This window comes from Nocardia sp. NPDC051832, from assembly GCF_040681285.1.
Taxonomy (GTDB): Bacteria; Actinomycetota; Actinomycetes; order Mycobacteriales; family Mycobacteriaceae; genus Nocardia.
The window spans coordinates 1,487,926-1,508,198 of the sequence record NZ_JBFAYL010000001.1 but is presented as its reverse complement, the minus strand read 5'-3'; the positions used below and the strand labels follow the sequence as shown (position 1 = coordinate 1,508,198).

Below are 20,273 nucleotides of genomic sequence, written 5' to 3'. Positions count from 1 at the left end.
ATGGCCGAAGTCCTGACTCCCGGAACAGTATTCGCGGGTTACACGATCGAACGGCTGCTCGGGGCCGGCGGTATGGGCGCGGTGTACTCCGCGTGGCATCCGCGACTGCCCAGGCGGGACGCACTGAAGATCCTGCCCCAGAATTTCAGCGCGTCGGCGGAGTTCCGCGCCCGCTTTCTGCGCGAAGCCGAAATGGCCGCGCGGCTGGATCAGCGCAATATCGTCGCCGTACATGATCGCGGGGAATTCGAGGGCCGGCTCTGGATCGCGACGGAGTACGTCGACGGCTTCGACGCCGCCGAGTTGCTGCGCCGTGCGGGCGCGCTGCCGCCGGAGCGAGTGGTCCAGCTGGTCGGCGCGGTCGCCGAGGGCTTGGACGAAGCCCACCGGTCCGGCGTGCTGCACCGCGACGTGAAGCCGGCGAACATCCTGATCGAGCCGGTCGACGGCGACGCCGAGCGGGTGCTGGTCGCGGATTTCGGAATCGCCCGGGCCGCCGGTGACGGTACCGCGCTGACCGAGGTCGGCACCGTCGTGGCCACCGTGGCCTACGCCGCCCCGGAAGTGCTTTCCGAACGGCAGGTCGATCACCGTGCCGACGTATACGCCTTGGGCTGCACGGTCTTCGAGCTGCTGACCGGGAGCAGACCGTTCCCGCGTGATTCGATGGTCGCGGTGATGCGCGCGCACCTGGGGGAGCCGCCACCGCGCGCCCGCGAGCTGCGGCCGGGTTTGCCGCCCGGCATCGACGCGGTGATCGCGCGAGCCATGGCGAAGAATCCGGACGACCGCTATCCCTCCTGTGGTGCGCTCGCGGCGGCGGTAGCCGGCGCCTTCGGACACCAGATCGACCCGACGATGCTCGTCGCGCGGCCACCCAGCCTGCCGGAACAGCCGACGGTGGCGGACCGGCCGACGCCGCCGCGGGTGCCGCCGGCCAAGCCGCGAAAGCCGCGGCGGCGGCGATATGCGGCCCTTGCCGCAGTTATTCTCGCCGTGCTGGTCGTGGTGACGGGTGTCCTAGTGGTGCAACGGGATTCGCCGGAACCGGCGAAAGCCGCGCCGGTCAGCGCGCCGCGCGGGGTGACCTGGGGGAAATACCAGTTCATGGTCGACGCGCTCCCACAACTGCTGCCGGCTCGGCCCGTGACGACCGGATACCAGGGAATCCGTTGCGCCGCCATCGATGACGAGACGCGGCGACCGGTCGACCTGAACAAGGTGCCGCGCGTCGTCGCCCGGATCGCCTGTAGCGGTAACTACGACCCGGTCTCGGATGTGGACATCCGGTGCACCATGAACCGGACCCCGTTCTACTTGGCGGATGAACATCCACTCGGTGATCTGCGCTGGGAGCGCCGCTCCGGCCGGGGCCGGGTGACGTGGGCGGACATCGCCTTCTCCGATCGCCCCCTCGGCCTGCTCGGGCTCGAGTTCGAGGATGCCGCACGCAATTTCTGCCAGGTCGCGGTGATGGGGGGAGCGAATGGAAAGGATCTCTACGATCGGTGGTGGCCCGATGCGCCTTTCTGACAATTTCGCCGAGTACCACATCGAGCGCCGGCTCGGAGCGGGCGGCATGGGGGAGGTGTACCTGGCCCGGCATCCGCGACTGCCGCGGCATGACGCGCTGAAGATCCTGTCCGACAAGCACGCCGGCAACACCGAGTTCCGGGCCCGATTTCTGCGCGAGGCGGAGATCGCGGTGCGGCTGCGCCATCCCAATGTGGTGGCGGTGCGCGACCGGGGCGAGTACGACGGCCGGTTGTGGATCGCGATGCAGTACGTCGACGGGATGGACGCGGCCGAGTTGATCGGCCGGGAACCGGACGGGCTCGCCGTCGAGCGTGCCCTGCGCATTCTCACCGAGGCCGCCCACGGGCTCGACGAGATTCACCGGATCGGACTGCTTCATCTCGATGTCAAACCGGCCAACATCCTGCTTGCCGCGGACGACGCGGAGCCCGAACGGGTGCTGGTCACCGATTTCGGTATCTCCCGCACCGCCGATCAGGACGAGAAGCGCACCGAGGCCGGGGGTTTCACCGCCACGCTCGCCTACGCCGCGCCCGAGCAGATCAGCGGCGAGACCGTCGATCACCGGGCCGATGTGTACGCGCTGGGCTGCACCTTCTACCACTTGCTCACCGGTTCGGTGCCGTACCTGCGCGGCAGCGCGGCCGCCGTGATGTACGCCCATCTGCTGGAGACGCCGCCGCAACCGTCGTTGGAAAAGCCCGGGGTGCCAACGGAATTGGACGCTGTCATCGCGACGGCCCTGGCCAAGGATCCGGCGGATCGCTATCCGAGCTGCGGTGCGCTGGCGGAGGCCGCGCGGGCGGCCTGGTCGGCGTCGCGGGGAGCCCGCGACGTCCCGCGCGCCGGCCGGCGCGCACGTGTGCTCACCGGTGTCGCGGTGGTTGCCAGTATCGCTGTCGCGGTGGCGATCGCACTGGCCGTCGGTGGCGGCTCCGGCGGAGCTCCGGCGCCGAGCGCTGCTCCGGTGACTGTCAACGCCGACGCCTGGGGTACGGCCGCCCTGATGGCGCAGACCTTCCCGAACGTGCTGCCGGTCTCCCCGATCGCGACCGGGTACAAAGACCTGCACAGCTGTCTGCACCTGGATGCCAGGGAAAGCCAGAAGTACATCACCTTCGACGAGGTGGTGCCGAAGGCGTCGGTGAGTTGCGTCGGCGACGACGATCCTGCCGCGGTGCTGACGGTCATGTGCAATACCGACCGCACACCGATGACGGAATCGCTGCTGATAACACAGCTGGAAGGCGAGGAGCGGTGGACCCGGCCTTCGGGTACGGGGGTGGTGCGCTGGGGTCACAACACCACTCCCGATGGCGGGATCATCGGCAAACTCGAGGTGGGCTTCGACGGGCCCGGTCGGAACTTCTGCCGCCTCCGCGTCAGCGGCGGCGAGTCCGGTTCCGAGCTCAGGGAACGGTGGTGGCTCGATGCACCGATATGACAAGGGGTATCAATGATTTCGCGCACGGCACTGTGGCGTGCCGCCGCGGTGCTCCTCACCGCGCTGGCAGCGGCGAGTGGCTGTGTCCGGCCGGGTACGCCGATCCCGGCCGTGCCTGCTCAGTCGGCCTTGGATATCGGCGCCAACGAGGTGCGGCCGCTGTCCGCGCCGCCGGGTAATGAGCAATACGGGCGGGTGCTGGAATCGGTGCGGATGGCCGAGGCCCTTCTGGACCCGGCCGAGGTGGACGCGGCGCTGAACAAGGGGGTGGCCAAACGGACCGGGCCACTGCCGACTCCGCGGGAGGCCGTGGGCGTCTTGGCCGCGCCGGCGCGGAAGGTGCTCGAATCCCACGCCATGCTGGCCGGATACGTGGTTACCGGAAGCGAAGTCGAGGTCCAGCAGCGCGAAGTCGGTACCGTGCGGCTGCTGACCGTGCTGCTCTTGCGTTTCCCCGATTCGGCGGCCGCCCAATTGGCGGCCCGGCAGCTGGATGCCACCGATGCCGCGGTGAATTCGGACAACGTGGCGGTCCGGATCGCCGGTTATCCGGCGGCTCATGGGCATTGGCGTCCGACCGCCCCGACGATGGCGGCGACGTTGGCGCACGGATCGTTCGTCATCAGTGTGCTGGCCGGTCACACCGCGCCGGACCATGCGGTGCTGAGCGGGCTCGTCAGCAAGGCATTCGATGTGCAACTGCCGCGACTGCGTGAATTTCAGGCCACGCCGCGGGAGCGGTTCGCCGGCCTTCCGCTGGATCCGGACGGAATGGTGTCGCGCCTGCTGCCCTACGGAAACGGGCAATGGCCCGCCCCGCGCGCGGTGGTCATCGATCTCGACGACCAAGCCGGCCTCGGGGCCACGATCAGTACCAGCGGCGTGGTCTACGGACCGCGTGGCACGCGGTTGCTGCGCACGATGGGGCTCGACCCAGCGGTGGAAATGCTTGCCATGAACGGCTACAACGTTCTCGAACGATTCCCGGACGCGGTCACCGCGCGGCGAGTCGTGACCGGGGAAAGGCGCAAGACGGAAGCGAATGCCGCGTCGGCTGCGGCCGCGCCCGAGGGATTGCCGGATGTCTATTGCCACAAGTACGAGGTCTCGGCGCCCCAGTGGCCGGTCCAGTTCGGCTGCCACGTGCTGTTCGGGCGGTACTCCGCCACGATTGTCGGCCGCAACCAGACCGAGGCTCGCCAGCGTGCCGCCGCGCAATATCTGCTGCTGGTGAACAGTGCCTGAGTTCGCCGAAAGCCTCACGCCGGGAACGCTGTTCGCGGGATATCGCATCGAGCGCGTGATCGGCCGCGGCGGCATGGGCACGGTCTACGTGGCCGCCCACCCGCGCCTGCCGCGCTACGACGCCCTCAAAGTTCTGTCGGCCCAGCACAGTTCGGACGCCGAATTCCGGGCGCGCTTCATCCGGGAGGCGGAACTGGCGGCGCGGCTGGATCATCCGAATATCGTCGGCGTCCACGATCGCGGCATCGAGCACGGACGATTGTGGATCGCGATGCAGTTCGTCGACGGTATCGATGCCGCCGCGTTGATCCGGCGGGGGATCGGCGAGGTGCCGCCCGGACGGGCGGTGCACATCGTCGGCGCGGCGGCCCGCGGGCTGGACCACGCGCATCGTGCCGGGATGGTGCATCGGGACGTCAAACCGGCGAATATCCTGCTCGAATCCATTCCGGGACAACCTGATCGGGTGTCGATCGCCGACTTCGGCATCGCGCGCGCCGCCGCCGCGACGACCGCGCTGACGCAGGTGGGGACGGTACTCGCGACCGTCGGTTACGCCGCGCCCGAACAGCTCACCGCGGGGACGGTCGATCACCGGGCCGACGTCTACGCGCTGGGGTGCACGCTCTACGAACTGCTGACCGGAGCGAAACCGTTCGCGCGCGCGACCGTCGAGGCGACGATCCAGGCCCATCTGCGGGATCGCCCGCCCCGGCCGGCCAGTGTGGCCCACCTGCCCAGCGCGATCGACAGTGTGATCGCCCGGGCGCTCGCTAAGGATCCGGCGCGGCGATACCAATCCTGTGGCGAGCTGGCGAGCGCCGCCGCGGCCGCGCTCGGGATCGCGCCGGCGCCGGAGGTTCGCGTTCCGCGACCGGCCGGCAGGCGGGCCGTCGCGCTGGGGGCGGCAGCCCTGGTCGCGGCCCTGCTCGGCGCGGCTGCCTACGCCCTGCCACTCCGAGATCGAGAAGCCGGCGGCCCGAACGGCCCGGCGACGACTACAACGGCTGCCGCGCCGAACTCCTGGGGCGCGCACGAGTACATGGTCGACGCCTTTCCGGGACTGCTGCCCAGAACCCAGACCGACAGCGGTTACCAGGGTCTGCGGTGCACCGCGGTCGACGGCGACCTGCGGCCGGTCGAGGTGAATCAGTCGCGGGACTCGGTGAATTGGCTGTCCTGCAACGGCGACCGCGATCCGGTATGGCGAGTCGTGGTGGCCTGTAGCACCGCCAGCGTGGCCGATGATTTCGGCCCGAACCCGAGCCAGCTCGTGGTCGCCGATGAGCGCTGGCAGCGTCCCTCCGGAAACGGGCGGATCATCGTGCATGACAACCCGGAGGCCAGCGCCGACCGGCTCGGTGGGCAGTTGAAGCTCCAGTTCGACGACGAAGTCCGCAAGTTCTGCAATATCACCGTGATGGGCGGCAACTCCGGCCGGGATCTCTACGACCGCTGGTGGCTCGACGCTCCTTTATGACCCCGAATAGTGAGGAGGCCAGGTGCCTGCTTCGAACGATGTCGGCAGACTCCAGCGGCTCTTGCGGGCGCTGTATGTGCCCGCGGAGAAGCCCCGCGTGCTGCCGACTTTGCTACGGGGACAGCGGCGGCTGCCGCGTCCGATGGTGCTGCTGTCCGGCCCCGCGGCGAACAGCGATCTGGTCCGGGAGATCTACAAGTGGTTCGGTGAATCGGGCGGCCGCCGTGCCGTGCCGCGGGCACACGTCGAATTGGCACAGCTGAACGAAGATTCGATCATTCCCCGGCGGAACTCCGGCGAGCCCGCATCGGAATCGACCGGTGCCGATGTGTCCGAGCACTGCTTGCCGATCCTGCATCGGCTGGTCGAGAGCTTCTCCCAGGACAACACCGCGATGGGGCCGATCCCGTTTCCGCGCTATCGCACCGCGGACTGGCTGACCCGGCAACGTATTCCGACCGAGGAGACCCAAGCGGCGGTCGAGCTGCGTACTCGGCTGCCGCGGCTGCTGCGCCTGGGCTCCCGTGACTTCGACGGGGGCAACGCCGAGGGCGGTGACTGGATCACCCGCTTGGTCTTCGGTGTATTCGCGCTGTGGCCGATCCTGCGCCTGTGGATGTGGGTCAGTGGCCGCGTTCCCGGCCTTTCGAAGGAGACACGCTGGTTCATGCACCAGCGGTATATGGCTCCGGAACTATCCGACAGATTCCTGGGTTTCGCGACCCGGTTGACAGTGCCGCTACGCGCCGGCGAGAACGCGGACCAGGTCGCGAAGCTGCTGGTGCACGCGTTCCTGGAGGATCTGCGCGACGCCTACACCAAACGGATCTGGCGTCCGTCGAGTTGGCGGCGCACCGCGTTCCCCGTCGCCTTGCTGGACTCCGTCGGCCGGACCGGCAAGGGCGCCGATCTGCTGCGCCGCATCAACGACATCCGCAACGAGACAGGCATTTTCGATCCGCTGGTGGTCGTCGCGGTGCTGGACTACGACCCGGGCGAACTGACGCCGTCCGAGCCGGTCGACCCGCTGGCCAGCATCGGTGATCTGCGCCGGGGCGACGATCTGGAAAGCCTGGCAGACCGATCGGCCTCCGGATCGGAGACCGATCCGCTGCGGCAGTGGGTGCGTGGCATCGACAACAGCCGGACCAATCGCTCCGCCGATGCCTGGTTCCTGCCGTTGCGGTTGCCCGAGCCGCTGGAAGGTCGCATCGACGACTCGCACCGCACCCATCTCGCGGTGCCGCCCGCGCCGCCACTGGCGGCCCGCAAATGGTTCGTCGCGGGCTGCGTGCTGATCCCGGTGCTGCTGCTGGTCGCCGCCGCACTGGTGTACGTGCCCCCATTGCGCGGCGCGCCCTGCTCGCATTGGCCGTGGACCGCGGGCATCGCGGTGGCCGAACGCGACGGTGAGTGCGTCGGCTACAGCGACAACGACCGGCAGCTCTTCGCCGACGACAAAGAACTGTCGGCGATGCAGCACGAAGTGTTCCGGCAGAACAAGATCGCCGCGGGTATCCGCCGCGACAATCCGCGCCGGCCGCTCGTCTCGCTGGTCTATTTCGCGGGAATCAGCTACGCGGACAGCAATATTCGCTATCCGCACGCGCAGATGCAGGAGCTGGCCGGTTTGGCGGTGCGGCAGCGGCGCGCCATCCTGGCGCCCGACGAGTCGGAACCGTTGCTGCGCGTCATCATCGCCAACGGCGGGTCGGAGATGCGGCACGCCTCCTGGGTGGTCGACACCATGCTGGCCGATCTGCTGCGCAGCGATCCCGGCGTCCTCGGGGTGGTCGGCATGGATCGCAGCACCGCCGAAACCGCCCGCGCCATCGGCAAACTCGGTGATCTCGGCGTGCCCGTCGTCGCTACCACGCTGTCCGCGGACGGCCTGGAAACCAACTCGCCGATGTACTTCCAGGTGGTGCCGAGCAACCGGACCCAGGCCAGGCTGGTCGCGGATTACGTCGAGGGCTCCCGCTATCCGGACGGCACGCCGAAAGCCGGTCAGCGGCGTTACAACCGGGTGCAGATCTACCATCCCAAGGCCACCGACGACATCTACGTCACCACGCTGGTGGACGACCTCAACGCCGAACTCGATCGGCGCGGGGTGCCGCACGACAGCCGGGCCTGGACCGCGCAGCGCGAGCTCTACAGCTTTCCGGCGCCCTGTGAGACACCGGGATTCGATCCGGACACGCTGTTGTTCTTCGCCGGCCGCAACGACGACTTCGCCACCTTCGGCAATGCCGTCACCCGGGGCTGCACGGAACCGCCCGCGATCCTCGGCGCCGACACGGTGACCCGCCTGATCGCCGACCCGAAGGCGATGGCGGCGCTGCCGGCGAGCCTCACCGTGCGCTACGTCGCCAAGGCCGTCCCGGTCATTCTCGGTGGCGCGGAATGCGTCCGCGGCAACGGCAACTACGGCGAGGAGTCCGGCAGCCTGGACTTCCAGGAGTTGTGCGGCGAATTGGCAAGGCTGGTCGAGGATCTCGCCGACTACCCCGAACTGGCCGCCTACCAACCGGCGTGGCCGGGCGACCGCACCGGGCTGGCCTACGACGTCGCCGGAGTGGTGCTACAGGCGGTCCGGGCGAATCGTTCCCGCCCGGAGCGATCCGGCGATGGGCTCAACCGCGCCGCGATCGCCCTGCAATTGCGCGGCGCGGACTACAAGGGCGTCACCGGGGTGCTGCATTTCTCCACCAGCCGGGTCGCCGACGGCTCCACCATCGGCGTCCTGGTCGCCACCGGCGTCCGGAAAGCCGGTCAGCCGCAACAGTGTCTGCTGATGTACCCGACCGGCGCCACCGCTGGCCGCGGACCCGACGGCTGCCCGAAAGGCACCAAGAGCACCATCGAGACCTGGGTGCCCCCGCCTGCGCGGTGAACGGTGGTCAGTCCCACCAGGGTTCGGGCCGGTGCCGTTCCCAGTGCAGTTCCGATTCCAGTTGCGCGGCAACCGAAATCAGCATTGCTTCGGTGCTCGCGGTGCCCATGAGCTGGGCTCCGACCGGCAGGCCGGCCTCGGTGAAACCGGCCGGGACGTTCACACTCGGCCAGCCCAGGACATTCCACGGCCAGGTGTAGGGGCAGGCGGCGGTGATCAGGTTGTTGGTGGCGTTGAAGCCGATGTCGTCGATGTCCTGCGCGCGCGGCGGGGGCGTGGCGGTGGTCGGGGCGAGCACCAGGTCGTAGTCGTCGAAGAAGCTGCCGATTCGCTTGTGCAGCAACGGTTCCGCCTGGCGCGCCGCGAACAGCGCCGGACCGTCCAGGATCCGGCCGAGCAGTACGTTGGTGCGGGTGCGGGGATCGACCGCGGCGCCGGGCATTTGGCCGTACATCGCGCGGATGCCGCTCAGCGACCGGGGCAGGAAGGACGCGCCGATCATCAGGCCGTAGTGCAGATCGGCGATGGTGACCGAGTGCCCGAGCTTGCGCAACGTCGCGGCCAGCCGGCGGGTGGCCGCTTCGACCTCCGGATCGAGCGCGGTCTTGGTGGCGGTGAACGGGATCCGCAGCGACAGCGCGATGCGCAGCCGGCCCGGGTCGCGGCCGACGGCGTCGGTGGCGCTGAGAGGTTCGGGGGTGTGCCGGTCCCCGGCGTGCGGGCCCGCCGCCACGTCGAGCAGCAGTGCGGCGTCGGCGACGGTGCGCGCCAGCGGGCCGTTCACGGTGAGGCCGTGGAACGACTCGGCCTGCGGCCAGGTGGAGATGCGGCCGCGCTGCGGTTTGATGCCGACCAGGTTGGTCCAGGCGGCGGGGATGCGGACCGAGCCCGCGCCGTCGGAACCCAGTGCGGCCGGGACCAATCCGGCGGCGACGGCGGCGGCCGAGCCGCCGGAGGATCCGCCCGGCGTGCGCTCGGCCGCCCAGGGGTTGCGGGTGTGGCCGAAGGCCGCGCCGCTGGTGAACGGCAGCTGGCCGAGCTCGCAGGTGTTGGTCTTGCCGACGATCACCGCGCCCGCCGCGCGCAGCCGGCGCACCGATTCGGCGTCCTCGATCTTCGGTTCGAAGTCGCCGCCGCAGCCGAAAGCCGTTGGCTCACCGGCGATATCGGTGTCATCCTTGACCGCGATCGGCACGCCGAGCAGCGGCAGCCGGTCGCCGGCGGCCAGGCGCTTGTCGGCCGCGGCGGCTTCGGTGAGCGCGCGTTCGCGGCGCACGAGCCGGAAGGCGTTGAGTCCGGGCTGGCTGGCTTCGATCCGGTCCAGCGCGGCGGTGACGGCGGCGGTGGAGCTCAGCGTGCCGTGTGCGAGGGCGGCCGCGGTGTCGGCCAGGCCCAGGTCGGCAGGCTCGGGGGCCCGGTCGGGGACCGCCGTGAGTCGGCGGCGGCTCGGCGCAGTCATGTGAGCTCCCTCTCTTTTGTCCCGATGATACTGAACGGTAACCCCCGTTCTGGTCAACCGTCCACCTTGTCGCGAGGCGCAGAGCTATAGACATACATACCGTATGTATGTATACAATCGCGGTACGCAACAGCGGAATTCGTCAGAGGGGAACAGTCATGGGAATCAGCACCGAACTCGGCCGCAGCACGGAAATCGCCCTGCCCGGCGGGCGCATCCGATACCACGAAACCGGGGCGGGGCCCACAGTCGTGTTCGTGCACGGCGTGCTGGTCAACGCCGATCTGTGGCGCAAGGTGGTGCCCGGGATCGCAGCGGCGGGCTATCGCTGCCTCACACCGGACTGGCCGCTCGGCGCGCACTCGATTCCGGCGCCGGGCCTGGACCTGACGCCGATCGGCCTCGCCGATCTGATCGCGACCTTCCTGGAACAACTCGGCCTCACCGACGTCACCCTGGTCGCCAACGACACCGGCGGCGCGCTCACCCAGATCTTGCTGACCCGGCGCCCGGAGCGGATCGGCCGCGTGGTGCTCACCTCCTGCGACGCCTACGACAACTTCCTGCCGCCGCCGTTCACCCTGCTCCCGAAGCTCGCCCGGATCCCCGGAGTGATCCGGCCCGCCACCGAACTCGCGCGGATCCGGGCGCTGCACCGGCTGCCGTTGTTCTTCGGCAACGTGACCAAACGCCCCCTCCCGCCGGAGATCGCCGACTCCTACCTGCTCCCCAGTCGCAACTCCGGCGCGATCCGGAAAGACCTGCGGCGCTTCCTGAAATCCATCGATCGGCGCTACACCGAGGAGGCCGCCACCCATTTCGCCGAGATCCGGCAGCCGGTGCTGCTGGCCTGGGCGCGCGAGGACAAGCTCTTCCTGCCCGCGCACGCCGAGCGGATGGCAGCCGAGCTGCCCGACGCGGAGCTGACCTTCATCGACGATTCCTACGCCTTCCTCGCCGAAGACCAGCCCGAGTTGCTCACCGAACGGATCCTGGAGTTCACTCGGCTGCATGCCACGCCGTAGCCAGGAGGACCGCTCCCGCACCACCAAAGCCGCGCTCGAGGAGGCAGGCCGCCGCCTGTTCGCCGAGCGCGGCTTCGCGGCGACCTCGGCGGAGCAGCTGGTCGCCGAGGCCGGCGTCACCCGGGGCGCGCTGCATCACCACTACGGCGACAAGCGCGGACTGTTCGTCGCGGTGCTCGAACAGCTCGAGCTGGACAACATGGTGGAGATCGAGGACGCCATCGCCGCCTCCGGCACCGACGACCTGCTCGCCGCGATGGCCGTGGGCCTCAACACCTTTCTGGAGATCTGCCAGCGCCCGGCGATGATCCGGATCGCCCTCTACGACGCCCCGGCGGTCCTCGGCTGGCAGGCCTGGCGCGAGCTCGAGGTGCGCCACGGTCTCGGCATGATCATTCGCCAGCTCGAAGGCGCCCGGGCGGCGGGGCTGATTCCCGATGTCCCCGTCCACACCGTCGCCCACCTGTTGCTGGCGGCCATCACCGAAGCGGGCCACATCGTCGCGCACGCTGCGGACAAAGACGCCGCCCGCGCCGAAGCCCAGCAGTCCCTGATGCTGCTCGTCGGCGGATTGCTGTTGCCGCAGTAGCGAAGTCCGCGTTGGACCCTCTCCGCGCGGCTAGTGTTGCGGAATGTCTGAGCCTTACTTCGGCGGCGAGGCCGTCGCGTTCCTGACCGGGTTGACCGCTTTACGGCGGGCCAACGGAGTGCCGTTGGCCGAGGCGTTCGCCCAAGCCGAAGCCGAGTGGCGGACCCTGGTCTCCGCGAAGGCAAGCACCTCGATGTCACGAAGTGAGCTGCTGGCCTTCCTGCAGAAGCTCGACGGCTAGCGCGTGCCTGTCGTCTCATATTGAGTCTCAATAATGAGACGCTATTTGAGATAGCGATAGACGGTGGCGCGGGAGACGCCGAGCGCGCGGGCGATATCGGGGACGCTGCGGTGCTCCTGCTCGGACATGCGGCGGGCGGCGGCGACCAGATCGGGGGTCAGCGCCGGAGGCCGGCCGCGACGTTCGGCTACGGCGGGGGCGGGCGCGCCCGCGTAGAGCAGGCGAACCCCCGCCAGCACCTCGGCACGGAGCTCCTCGGCCGGTTCGTCGGCGTAGAGGACCACCGGGTCGCTGAGACCGGCGATGGCCTGCACCGCGCGAACCCGGTCGGACAGGCTCGGGTCGGGGCCGGCGACGAGTTGATTGGCGCGCAGCATGGCGTCCCGGAAGCGGTCGAAAATTGTTCCGGGAGCGTTCAACGCGAGATCGTTGACGTTGAGGCGCAGCAGGTAGCGGTGCGTGAGGAAGAGGTCGAGCAGGCCCTCGATGACGCGCCGGCGGGACTCGCACGGATCCGGGTTCGCGGCCGCCGCGACGGTCTGCTCCATCGCGGCGAGCAAGGGCTCCGCGAGCCCCGCGAGGATGTCGTACTTGGCCGGATAGTGGTAGAGCACGCCCGTTTTGGTGATGCCCAGCTGCTCGGCGATCGCCCGCACCGAGGTGCGGTGATAGCCGTGCGCGGCGAACAGCTCCATTGCCACGGTCAGGATGCGCTCCTTGGTGCTCGCGCTCGTCTCCTCGATCACGCTCGGAATTCTAGCGGTTGACTGACCGTTGGTCAGGGCTCTACCTTGATGACTGACCATCGGTCAGTCGAACAAGGAGCCGCCGTGCCGCACAATCCCCGCATCCTCATCTCCGGCGCGAGTATCGCCGGCCCCGCCCTGGCCTACTGGCTCGACCGGTTCGGCTTCCGGCCGACGATCGTCGAGCGCGCACCACGGCTCCGCCCCGGCGGCAACGGCGTCGACCTCCGTGGCGAATCCCTGCGCATCGCCGGCCTGATGGGCATCCTGCCCCGGCTGCGCGAGCGCGCCACCGACATCCGCGAACTGACCTTTGTCGACGCCGCCGGACGCCGCGTCGCGGGCATGCCCACCAGCACCTTCAACGACGACGGCGACATCGAGATCATGCGCGGCGACCTGGCTCGGATACTGCACGAAACCAGCTCGGACAAGGTCGATTACGTCTTCGGCGACTCGATCCGCACCCTGACGCAGCGTCCGGACGCGGTCGAGGTCACCTTCGACAGCGGCCGCGAGGCGGAGTTCGACCTGGTGCTCGGTGCGGACGGATTGCATTCGCGGGTAAGGAATCTCGTGATCGCTCCGGAAGCGGACGCCCTGCACCACCTCGGCCTCTATTTCGCCACCGGCCAGGTCGCCCCCGAACTCGGCCGCCCCGGCGAAGTAGTCCTGCACAACAGCCCCGGCCGCGTCGCGGGCGTCTACCGCTCCGCATCCCACGACATCGCCACCGGCTTCTTCATGTTCCGCGAACCACGCATCCTCGACCTCGACCACCGCGACCAGGATGCCCAGAAAGCCCTGCTGCGCACCACCTTCGACGCCCGGGCCTGGACCCTCCCGCAAGTTCTGTCCCAAGCCGCCGCGAGCCCCGACTTCTACTTCGACTCGGTCAGTCAAATCCGCCTCCCGCGCTGGTCCGCCAGCCGCGTCGCCCTGGTCGGCGACGCCGGGTACTGCGCCACCCTGCTCTCCGGCGCGGGCGCCGCCCTGGCCCTGGAGGGCGCCCACCAACTGGCCACCGAACTGGCCGCCGCCGACGGCGACTACACGACCGCCTTCGCTCGCTATGAATCCGCCCTACGCCCAATAGTTTCCAAGCGCCAGCGCGCCGTCCGAGCCAGCAGCGCCATGCTCGCCCCGGCAACCACCTCCCACATCTGGATCCGCAACCAACTCACCCGCCTGATGGTGCTGCAACCACTCGCCGCCCGTGTCTTCCGCGCCACTCCCGCCACGGCGGCTTGAAATCCTGTGCGGGAGACCGCTTTCCTGGTCGCCGCTATCGCATACCGGCCCGCAATGTGTGCGGCCGCGGAAGCGCCGATCCGGGTTGTGGTGAGGTTGGCAGGAACGGCGAAGGGCCACCATCGGGGTGATGGTGGCCCTTCGTGCGGGGTGGGTCAGGCGGGGACCGGATCTGTCTTGGGGGTGGCGGCCGCTTCGGCGGGGGCCGCGCCGCGCGACTTCAGGAAGCCGACGCCGAGCAGGATCAGGGCGAGGGCGGCCCAAGCGAGCAGGACCACAAGGGGTTTCATGGCGGCGGCGTTGTCGAAGAAGGCGACCGAGCGGAGCAGGTTGGCGGCGGCGCCGGGCGGCAGGAGCTGGCCGATCGTGCCCCAGGGCTGGGGGAGCATCTCCGGGGCGGAGGTGGCGGCGGAGAAAGGGTTGCCGATCAGCAGCATGGTGACGGCGCCGAGGCCGATGCCGGCTTGGCCGAGGGTGGTGGCCAGGCCGACTATGGTGCCGGCGACCGCGAAGGAGACGAGGCCGGCCACCGCGGACAGGGCCAGGTAGGGGCCGGGGACGATGGACATCCAGCCCTGGATGATGGCCATGCTCAGCAAGCCGCCGGCGATGCCGAAGGTGACCAGGCCGATCAGGCGGCCGGTGACGGTCGGGACCAGGAGGCTGAGCAGGACGCCGCCGGCGAGCCCCGACATCACGAGCGGGAGCACCATGGCACCGAACGCGCCGCCACGGGGATCGTCGGGATCGGCGGCGACGACGTCCTCGGCCGCGCTGACGGGGGCTCCGGACAGCTGCTGGGCCAGCGCCGAGAGTTGCTGGGCGACAGCGGGACTCGCGCCCGACGCGACGAGGACGCGGGGCGCCCCGTTGCCGGTGACGATGGCGCCGTAGACCTCGCGGTCCTTGATCGCCTGGCGGGCCGCGGCCTCGTCGGCGGGGCTGCTGACCTCGAAACCGCCTGGGCTGAACTGGTTCAACTTCTCGGTGACCATCCCGGCCTGTGGCCCGGTGACGGCCAGCGGCAGATCGCGGGGCGCGGTATTCGCCGCCGGCCAGGCGAAGGCGATCAACATCAGAGCTTGGATGAGTGCGGCACCGAAGCCGAGGGCGAGGGCCCGCTGCAGGGCGTTCATGGGGTTCTCCCGTAAATCGAATGGTCGTTCTTTTTCGATGGGCTTATCGTCGCGCGGCCTCGGCCGCTTGTCAAGAACGAATATTCGTTTTACTTTGGACGCATGCCTCGAGTGAGCGAAGAACATCTGGAACGCCGCAAGCAGCAGATCCTCGACGCTGCTCAGGTCTGCTTCGCGCGGAAAGGCTTCGCGGTCACCTCGATGCAGGACATCTTCGCCGAGTCGGGGCTGTCCGCAGGGGCGGTCTACCGGTATTTCAAGAGCAAGAACGAGATCATCGCGGCGCTGGCCTTCGAGGCCATGGCGGGACTGCGCAGTCTGATGGGCGAGTTGGTCCACAGCGACCCCCTGCCCACTCCCGCCGAGGTGGTCGCCACGCTCGCCGAAAGGATCGTCGACCAGAGCGATCCGGTCGGCCGAATCCGCCTGGCGCCGCAGGTGTGGGCGCTGGCGGTGGTGGACGAGGAGACCGCGGTCTTCGTCCGGGAGGCGGTGCACACGATGCGTGGCCGCTGGGAGGAGTACGCCGAGCGCATGCGCGCGCAGGGGTGGCTACCGGCGGACGCCGACACCCCCGCGGTAGCGGCGGCGCTGATCAGCCTGCTGCCCGGTTTCATCCTGCAGCACTTGATCGTCGGCGATCTCACGCCGGAAATGCTGGCGCGCGGTGTCCGCGCCCTGATGCCCTACGGCGAACCGGTCCGTCCGAACGAGGCGCCCTGAGGGGTGATTCAGGGGAGGAGCAGGCCCTGGCGGGCGCGACCCGCGCCCGAGAGCACCAGCAGCAGCATCGTCGCCAGCGCCTGATCGTCCAGGCCCGCCGCCGGGAAGGTGTACCGCAGCATCACATCGGCCAGCTTGTCGTGGCTGATCAGGGTGATGGACCCGAACTGTAAAGCGTTGTTGCGCTCGGCGACTCGCTTGTGCAGCTGCGGCTTGAGCGGGCGATCCCAGGCCAGGACGCAGGTCAGGGTGAGCACGTCGAGGCCGGGCGCGAGGTTGACCGCGCGCAGCGAGCACAGCGCGCCCTCGTATTCGAATCCGAGCGACCCCTCCGGGTCGACGCGCACGGCCACGTCGTAGAGCGACAGGCAGGCCCCCGCCCGGGCTTGCAGTTCCTCGTCGGAAGTAGCTGGTGCGTCCATCTCGGTACTTTCCTGTCGCGAGTCCGGCCTCACTTGGCGCCGCCGAAGCGCCGGTCGCGCTTAGCGTACTCGAGGCAGGCGTCCCACAGGTTGCGCCGGTCGAAGTCGGGGAACAGCGTGGCCTGGTAGACGAACTCCGCGTACGCCGACTGCCAGATCAGGAAGTTCGAGCTGCGGAATTCTCCGGACGGGCGCAGGAACAGGTCCACGTCCGGCATATCCGGCTCGTCCAGGTACTTGGCGACGGTGGCCTCGGTGACCTTCTCCGGGTCGAGCTCGCCCGCCGCCACTCGCCGCGCGATTTCCCTTGCCGCGTCGGCGATTTCGGCGCGACCGCCGTAGTTGACGCACATGGTCAGGGTCAGCACGGTGTTGTCCTTGGTCAGCTCCTCGGCGACCTCGAGCTCCTTGATCACGCTGCGCCACAGGCGCGGTCGCCGTCCCGCCCAGCGCACGCGCACACCCATCTCGTGCATTTCATCGCGGCGGCGGCGGATCACATCACGGTTGAACCCCATCAGGAAGCGCACCTCCTCGGGGCTGCGCTTCCAGTTCTCGGTGGAGAACGCGTACGCCGAAATCCACTTCACGCCGATCTCGATGCCGCCCTCGATGGTGTCCATGAGCACCGCTTCGCCGCGCTCGTGCCCGGCGGTGCGGGGCAGCCCGCGCTCCTGCGCCCAGCGGCCGTTGCCATCCATCACCAGCGCGACATGGTTGGGCACCAGTTCCGCGGGAATCTCCGGCGGCGTCGCCCCGGACGGGTGCGGCGAGGGCGGGCGGACAGTGCGCTGACCATTCGTGCGCGCGGTGGTCGTGGCGGAGTCACGGCGGAGGATCACGGCGTCCATCCTGCCTGATGCTTGTGGAGCGGTTGCGGGGGTCCGGTGCCGGTCCCGCGTCGGGGTCAGGCGGAGGAAGTGGAGCGCTCGATCAGGGGGAGGGTGCGGAGTTGGCGTTCGAGGTGCCATTGGAGGTGTGCGGCGACAAGTCCGCTGGCTTGGCGGCGCACACCGTCGGGCGTGGACTCCACGTAGGCCCATTCGCCTTTGAGCAACGCGACCAGCATGTCGAGCACGCCCTGTTGCGGTGTCGCCGAGCCGGGCGGGCGGCAGTGCACGCACACCGCGCCGCCGGCGGCGACATGGAAGGCCCGGTGCGGGCCCGGGGTCGCGCACTTGGCGCATTCGTCCAGGGCGGGCGCCCAGCCGGCGAAACCCATGGCGCGCAACAGATATGCGTCGAGGATCAACTCGTGCGGGCGCTGCTTGGCGGCGATGGCGCGCAACGCGCTCGCGGTCAAAGCATGCAGCCGGGGTGCGGGCGCGCGCTCCTCACCGGCCAGTCGTTCCGCGGTTTCCAGCACGGCGCACGCGGTGGTGTAGCGCCCGTAGTCGTCGACGATGTCGGCGGCGAAAGCCTCCATGGTGTGCACCTGCGTGACAACGTCCAGGGTCCGCCCTGGATGCAACTGGACGTCGACGTAGGCGAACGGCTCCAGCCGTGCGCCGAACCGGGATTTGGTGCGCCGCACGCCTTTGGCCACCGCCCGCACCAGCCCGTGCTGGCGGGTCAGCAAGGTGACGATCCGGTCGGCCTCGCCCAGCTTGTGCTGGCGGACCACCACCGCCTCATCCCGGTACAAACGCACGCCGTCATCCTCCCACGCCCGCCCGACACCGCGGTGTCAGAGCGGCGAGTCAGCCGGCGGTGCGGCGAGTTTTGGAGCAGCTGCGGCAAGTGCCGAAGATCTCCAGGGTGTGGCTGACCTCGGTGAAACCGTGTTCGGCCGCGATGGCGTCGGCCCAGGCTTCTACCGTCGGACCCTCCACCTCGACGGTGGTGCCGCAATGGCGGCAGACCAGGTGATGGTGGTGGCCGGTGGAGCACTGCCGATAGACCGATTCCCCCGTGTCGGTCCGCAGCACGTCCACCATTCCGGCGTCGGCCAGCGACTGCAACGTGCGGTAGACCGTGGTGAGCCCGATGCCCTCACCGCGTTTGCGCAGTTCGTCGTGCAATTCCTGCGCCGAGCGGAACTCTTCGATGTCCCCGAGCAGCGCGGAGATCGCACTGCGCTGGCGGGTACTGCGGATTCCGACCGACTTCGGCGAATCCTGCTGCGTCTTCTCAGGCACGGATCACCCTTCCTCGGCGTGCGCGACGGCATCGACCACGATATGCGCGAGGTGATCGTCGACCAATTCGTAGAGCACCTCGCGGCCGGACCGTTCGCCGTGCACGACGCCGGCGGACTTCAGGATGCGCAGATGCTGGCTCACCAGCGGCTGGGTCACCCCGAGCGCGTCGACGAGCTCGTGCACGCAGCGCGGCGATTCCCGCAGTTGCAGCACGATGGCGATGCGGACCGGTGCGGCCAGGGCGCGCAGCAGTTCGCCCGCGTCCTCCAGCACGGTTCGCGAGGGAACCGGTGCGGGCCCGGGGGAGCGGTACGGGTTGTGCGTGTGGGTGGCGGTCTCGGCGGCCATAGGGATCTTCTCCTTATTGGAAAGCATTCCCATTTTGCATATGCACAGGTGCGCATGTCAAATGTGGCGCGCCGGGAATCTTTCCCGGGACGGCGTGCGGTGGAAAACCGGTTGGCCGGTGCCGATAGTCTGAAGGAGATATCCGAACTCGCAGTGAATGGAGAATTCTCGCGTGGCACCCAAGTCGAAGGTGGACACCGTTGCCAACCTCGCCAAGCGCCGGGGTCTGGTGTACCCGTGTGGTGAGATCTACGGAGGCACCAAGTCGGCATGGGACTACGGTCCGCTCGGTGTCGAGCTCAAAGAGAACATCAAGAAGCAGTGGTGGCGCACCATGGTCACCAGCCGCGACGATGTGGTGGGCCTCGACTCGTCGGTGATCCTGCCGCGCCAGGTCTGGGAGGCCTCCGGCCACGTCGCGACCTTCTCCGATCCGCTGGTGGAATCGCTGCACACGCACAAGCGCTACCGGGCCGATCACCTGATCGAGGCCTACGAGGAGAAGCACGGCCACCCGCCGGCCAACGGCCTGGCCGACATCAAGGACCCCGAGACCGGCCAGCCGGGCTCGTGGACCGAGCCGAGGAACTTCTCCGGCCTGCTCAAGACCTACCTCGGCCCGGTCGACGACGAAGAGGGCCTGCATTACCTGCGCCCGGAAACCGCGCAGGGCATCTTCGTCAACTTCAAGAACGTGAAGGAAACCGCGCGCAAGAAGCCGCCGTTCGGCATCGCGCAGATCGGCAAGAGCTTCCGCAACGAGATCACCCCGGGCAACTTCATCTTCCGGACCCGTGAGTTCGAGCAGATGGAGATGGAGTTCTTCGTCAAGCCGGGTGAAGACGCGGAGTGGCACAAGTACTGGATCGACACCCGCATGGCCTGGTACACCGACCTCGGCATCGACCCGGAGAACCTGCGCCTGTTCGAGCATCCGAAGGAAAAGCTGTCGCACTACTCGGCCGGCACCACCGACATCGAGTACCGCTTCCGCTTCCAGGGCAGCGAGTGGGGCGAGCTGGAAGGCATCGCCAACCGCACCGACTACGACCTGAAGACGCACTCCGAGCACTCCGGCACCGACCTGAGCTACTCCGACGCCAACACCGGTGAGAAGTACATTCCGTACGTCATCGAACCGGCGGCCGGTCTGACCCGCTCGCTGATGGCGTTCCTGGTCGACGCCTACACCGTCGATCAGGCGCCGAACGCCAAGGGTGGCATGGAGGAGCGGATCAGCCTGCGCCTGGACCGCCGCCTCGCGCCGGTCAAGGCCGCGGTGCTGCCGCTCTCGCGCAACGCGGATCTGACGCCGAAGGCGAAAGACCTGGCCGCGCAGCTGCGTAAGCACTGGAACGTGGAGTTCGACGACGCCGGCGCGATCGGCCGCCGCTACCGTCGCCAGGACGAGATCGGCACGCCGTTCTGCATCACCGTCGACTTCGACACCCTCGAGGATCACGCGGTCACCATTCGGGAGCGCGACTCGATGCAGCAGGAGCGCATCGCGCTGGACATGGTGGAGGGCTACCTGGCCCAGCACCTGATCGGTTCCTGAGCTGGATATCGAAGCGACCCACGGCCTTCGGGC

At 68.9% G+C, this 20,273-nt stretch carries 19 protein-coding genes; 11 read left to right on the top strand and 8 right to left on the bottom strand.

Going from position 1 to position 20,273, the window contains the following annotated elements; translation table 11 throughout:
* Genes AB0M14_RS06720 through AB0M14_RS06700 form a run of 5 tightly spaced genes read left to right on the top strand, consistent with a single transcriptional unit; the run spans position 1 to position 8,601 of the window.
* The gene (locus AB0M14_RS06720) at positions 1-1,533 is read left to right on the top strand and encodes a serine/threonine-protein kinase (protein WP_364989600.1); all 1,533 of its coding nucleotides are present in this window, start codon (positions 1-3) and stop codon (positions 1,531-1,533) included.
* The gene (locus AB0M14_RS06715) at positions 1,520-2,980 is read left to right on the top strand and encodes a serine/threonine-protein kinase (protein WP_364989597.1); all 1,461 of its coding nucleotides are present in this window, start codon (positions 1,520-1,522) and stop codon (positions 2,978-2,980) included. Before AB0M14_RS06720 ends, AB0M14_RS06715 begins: the two co-directional genes overlap by 14 nt.
* A 12-nt stretch (positions 2,981-2,992) precedes the next feature.
* Positions 2,993-4,225 carry a hypothetical protein gene (locus AB0M14_RS06710; protein ID WP_364989595.1) on the top strand — a complete coding sequence of 411 codons (1,233 nt, stop codon included), beginning with the start codon at positions 2,993-2,995 and terminating at the stop codon, positions 4,223-4,225.
* Positions 4,218-5,705, top strand: coding sequence for a serine/threonine-protein kinase (locus tag AB0M14_RS06705; protein WP_364989593.1), 1,488 nt, complete (start codon positions 4,218-4,220; stop codon positions 5,703-5,705). Before AB0M14_RS06710 ends, AB0M14_RS06705 begins: the two co-directional genes overlap by 8 nt.
* Before the next feature lie 22 nt (positions 5,706-5,727).
* Positions 5,728-8,601 carry a hypothetical protein gene (locus AB0M14_RS06700; RefSeq protein ID WP_364989591.1) on the top strand — a complete coding sequence of 958 codons (2,874 nt, stop codon included), beginning with the start codon at positions 5,728-5,730 and terminating at the stop codon, positions 8,599-8,601.
* 7 nt (positions 8,602-8,608) lie between these two features.
* Here the strand turns inward: AB0M14_RS06700 and AB0M14_RS06695 are convergent, their stop codons facing one another.
* Positions 8,609-10,060, bottom strand: a complete 1,452-nt coding sequence (locus tag AB0M14_RS06695; RefSeq protein WP_364989589.1) for an amidase — start codon at positions 10,058-10,060, stop codon at positions 8,609-8,611.
* A 158-nt stretch (positions 10,061-10,218) separates the two neighbouring features.
* Here AB0M14_RS06695 and AB0M14_RS06690 point away from each other — a divergent pair, with 158 nt between their 5' ends.
* From AB0M14_RS06690 to AB0M14_RS06680, 3 genes are read left to right on the top strand one after another with little or no spacing between them, the layout of a single operon-like run.
* Entirely contained in the window at positions 10,219-11,085 is an 867-nt protein-coding gene (locus tag AB0M14_RS06690; protein WP_364989587.1) for an alpha/beta hydrolase, read from the top strand.
* Positions 11,072-11,674 (top strand): TetR/AcrR family transcriptional regulator, encoded by a 603-nt coding sequence (locus tag AB0M14_RS06685; RefSeq protein ID WP_364989584.1) that lies wholly within the window; start codon positions 11,072-11,074, stop codon positions 11,672-11,674. Before AB0M14_RS06690 ends, AB0M14_RS06685 begins: the two co-directional genes overlap by 14 nt.
* Before the next feature lie 43 nt (positions 11,675-11,717).
* Positions 11,718-11,915 (top strand): hypothetical protein, encoded by a 198-nt coding sequence (locus AB0M14_RS06680; RefSeq protein ID WP_364989582.1) that lies wholly within the window; start codon positions 11,718-11,720, stop codon positions 11,913-11,915.
* Positions 11,916-11,956: 41 nt separating this feature from the next.
* On the opposite strand, the gene AB0M14_RS06675 is transcribed toward AB0M14_RS06680, so the two are convergent.
* Entirely contained in the window at positions 11,957-12,661 is a 705-nt protein-coding gene (locus AB0M14_RS06675) for a TetR family transcriptional regulator (RefSeq protein WP_364989579.1), read from the bottom strand.
* A gap of 84 nt (positions 12,662-12,745) precedes the next feature.
* Here AB0M14_RS06675 and AB0M14_RS06670 point away from each other — a divergent pair, with 84 nt between their 5' ends.
* Positions 12,746-13,912: an FAD-dependent monooxygenase gene (locus AB0M14_RS06670; protein ID WP_364989577.1), complete on the top strand. Its 1,167-nt coding sequence runs from the start codon at positions 12,746-12,748 to the stop codon at positions 13,910-13,912.
* A 155-nt stretch (positions 13,913-14,067) separates the two neighbouring features.
* Here AB0M14_RS06670 and AB0M14_RS06665 read toward each other — a convergent pair whose 3' ends face one another.
* Positions 14,068-15,048 carry an ABC transporter permease gene (locus AB0M14_RS06665; RefSeq protein WP_364989575.1) on the bottom strand — a complete coding sequence of 327 codons (981 nt, stop codon included), beginning with the start codon at positions 15,046-15,048 and terminating at the stop codon, positions 14,068-14,070.
* A 102-nt stretch (positions 15,049-15,150) separates the two neighbouring features.
* Here AB0M14_RS06665 and AB0M14_RS06660 point away from each other — a divergent pair, with 102 nt between their 5' ends.
* Positions 15,151-15,771, top strand: a complete 621-nt coding sequence (locus AB0M14_RS06660) for a TetR/AcrR family transcriptional regulator (RefSeq protein WP_364989574.1) — start codon at positions 15,151-15,153, stop codon at positions 15,769-15,771.
* Positions 15,772-15,779: 8 nt separating this feature from the next.
* On the opposite strand, the gene AB0M14_RS06655 is transcribed toward AB0M14_RS06660, so the two are convergent.
* Genes AB0M14_RS06655 through AB0M14_RS06635 form a run of 5 tightly spaced genes read right to left on the bottom strand, consistent with a single transcriptional unit; the run spans position 15,780 to position 18,682 of the window.
* Positions 15,780-16,193 (bottom strand): hypothetical protein, encoded by a 414-nt coding sequence (locus tag AB0M14_RS06655; protein ID WP_364989573.1) that lies wholly within the window; start codon positions 16,191-16,193, stop codon positions 15,780-15,782.
* A 29-nt stretch (positions 16,194-16,222) separates the two neighbouring features.
* Positions 16,223-17,044 carry an isoprenyl transferase gene (locus tag AB0M14_RS06650; RefSeq protein WP_364989571.1) on the bottom strand — a complete coding sequence of 274 codons (822 nt, stop codon included), beginning with the start codon at positions 17,042-17,044 and terminating at the stop codon, positions 16,223-16,225.
* 56 nt (positions 17,045-17,100) lie between these two features.
* The gene (recO, locus tag AB0M14_RS06645; RefSeq protein WP_364989569.1) at positions 17,101-17,844 is read right to left on the bottom strand and encodes a DNA repair protein RecO; all 744 of its coding nucleotides are present in this window, start codon (positions 17,842-17,844) and stop codon (positions 17,101-17,103) included.
* 49 nt (positions 17,845-17,893) lie between these two features.
* Entirely contained in the window at positions 17,894-18,331 is a 438-nt protein-coding gene (locus AB0M14_RS06640; protein ID WP_364989566.1) for a Fur family transcriptional regulator, read from the bottom strand.
* Positions 18,332-18,334: 3 nt separating this feature from the next.
* On the bottom strand, positions 18,335-18,682 hold the full coding sequence (locus AB0M14_RS06635) for a metalloregulator ArsR/SmtB family transcription factor (RefSeq protein ID WP_209897205.1): 348 nt from the start codon (positions 18,680-18,682) through the stop codon (positions 18,335-18,337).
* 172 nt (positions 18,683-18,854) lie between these two features.
* On the opposite strand from AB0M14_RS06635, the gene AB0M14_RS06630 reads away from it, so the two are divergent.
* A complete protein-coding gene (locus AB0M14_RS06630; protein WP_364989563.1) occupies positions 18,855-20,240 on the top strand; it encodes a glycine--tRNA ligase in 1,386 nt (461 codons plus the stop codon).
* Positions 20,241-20,273: the final 33 nt, after the last annotated feature.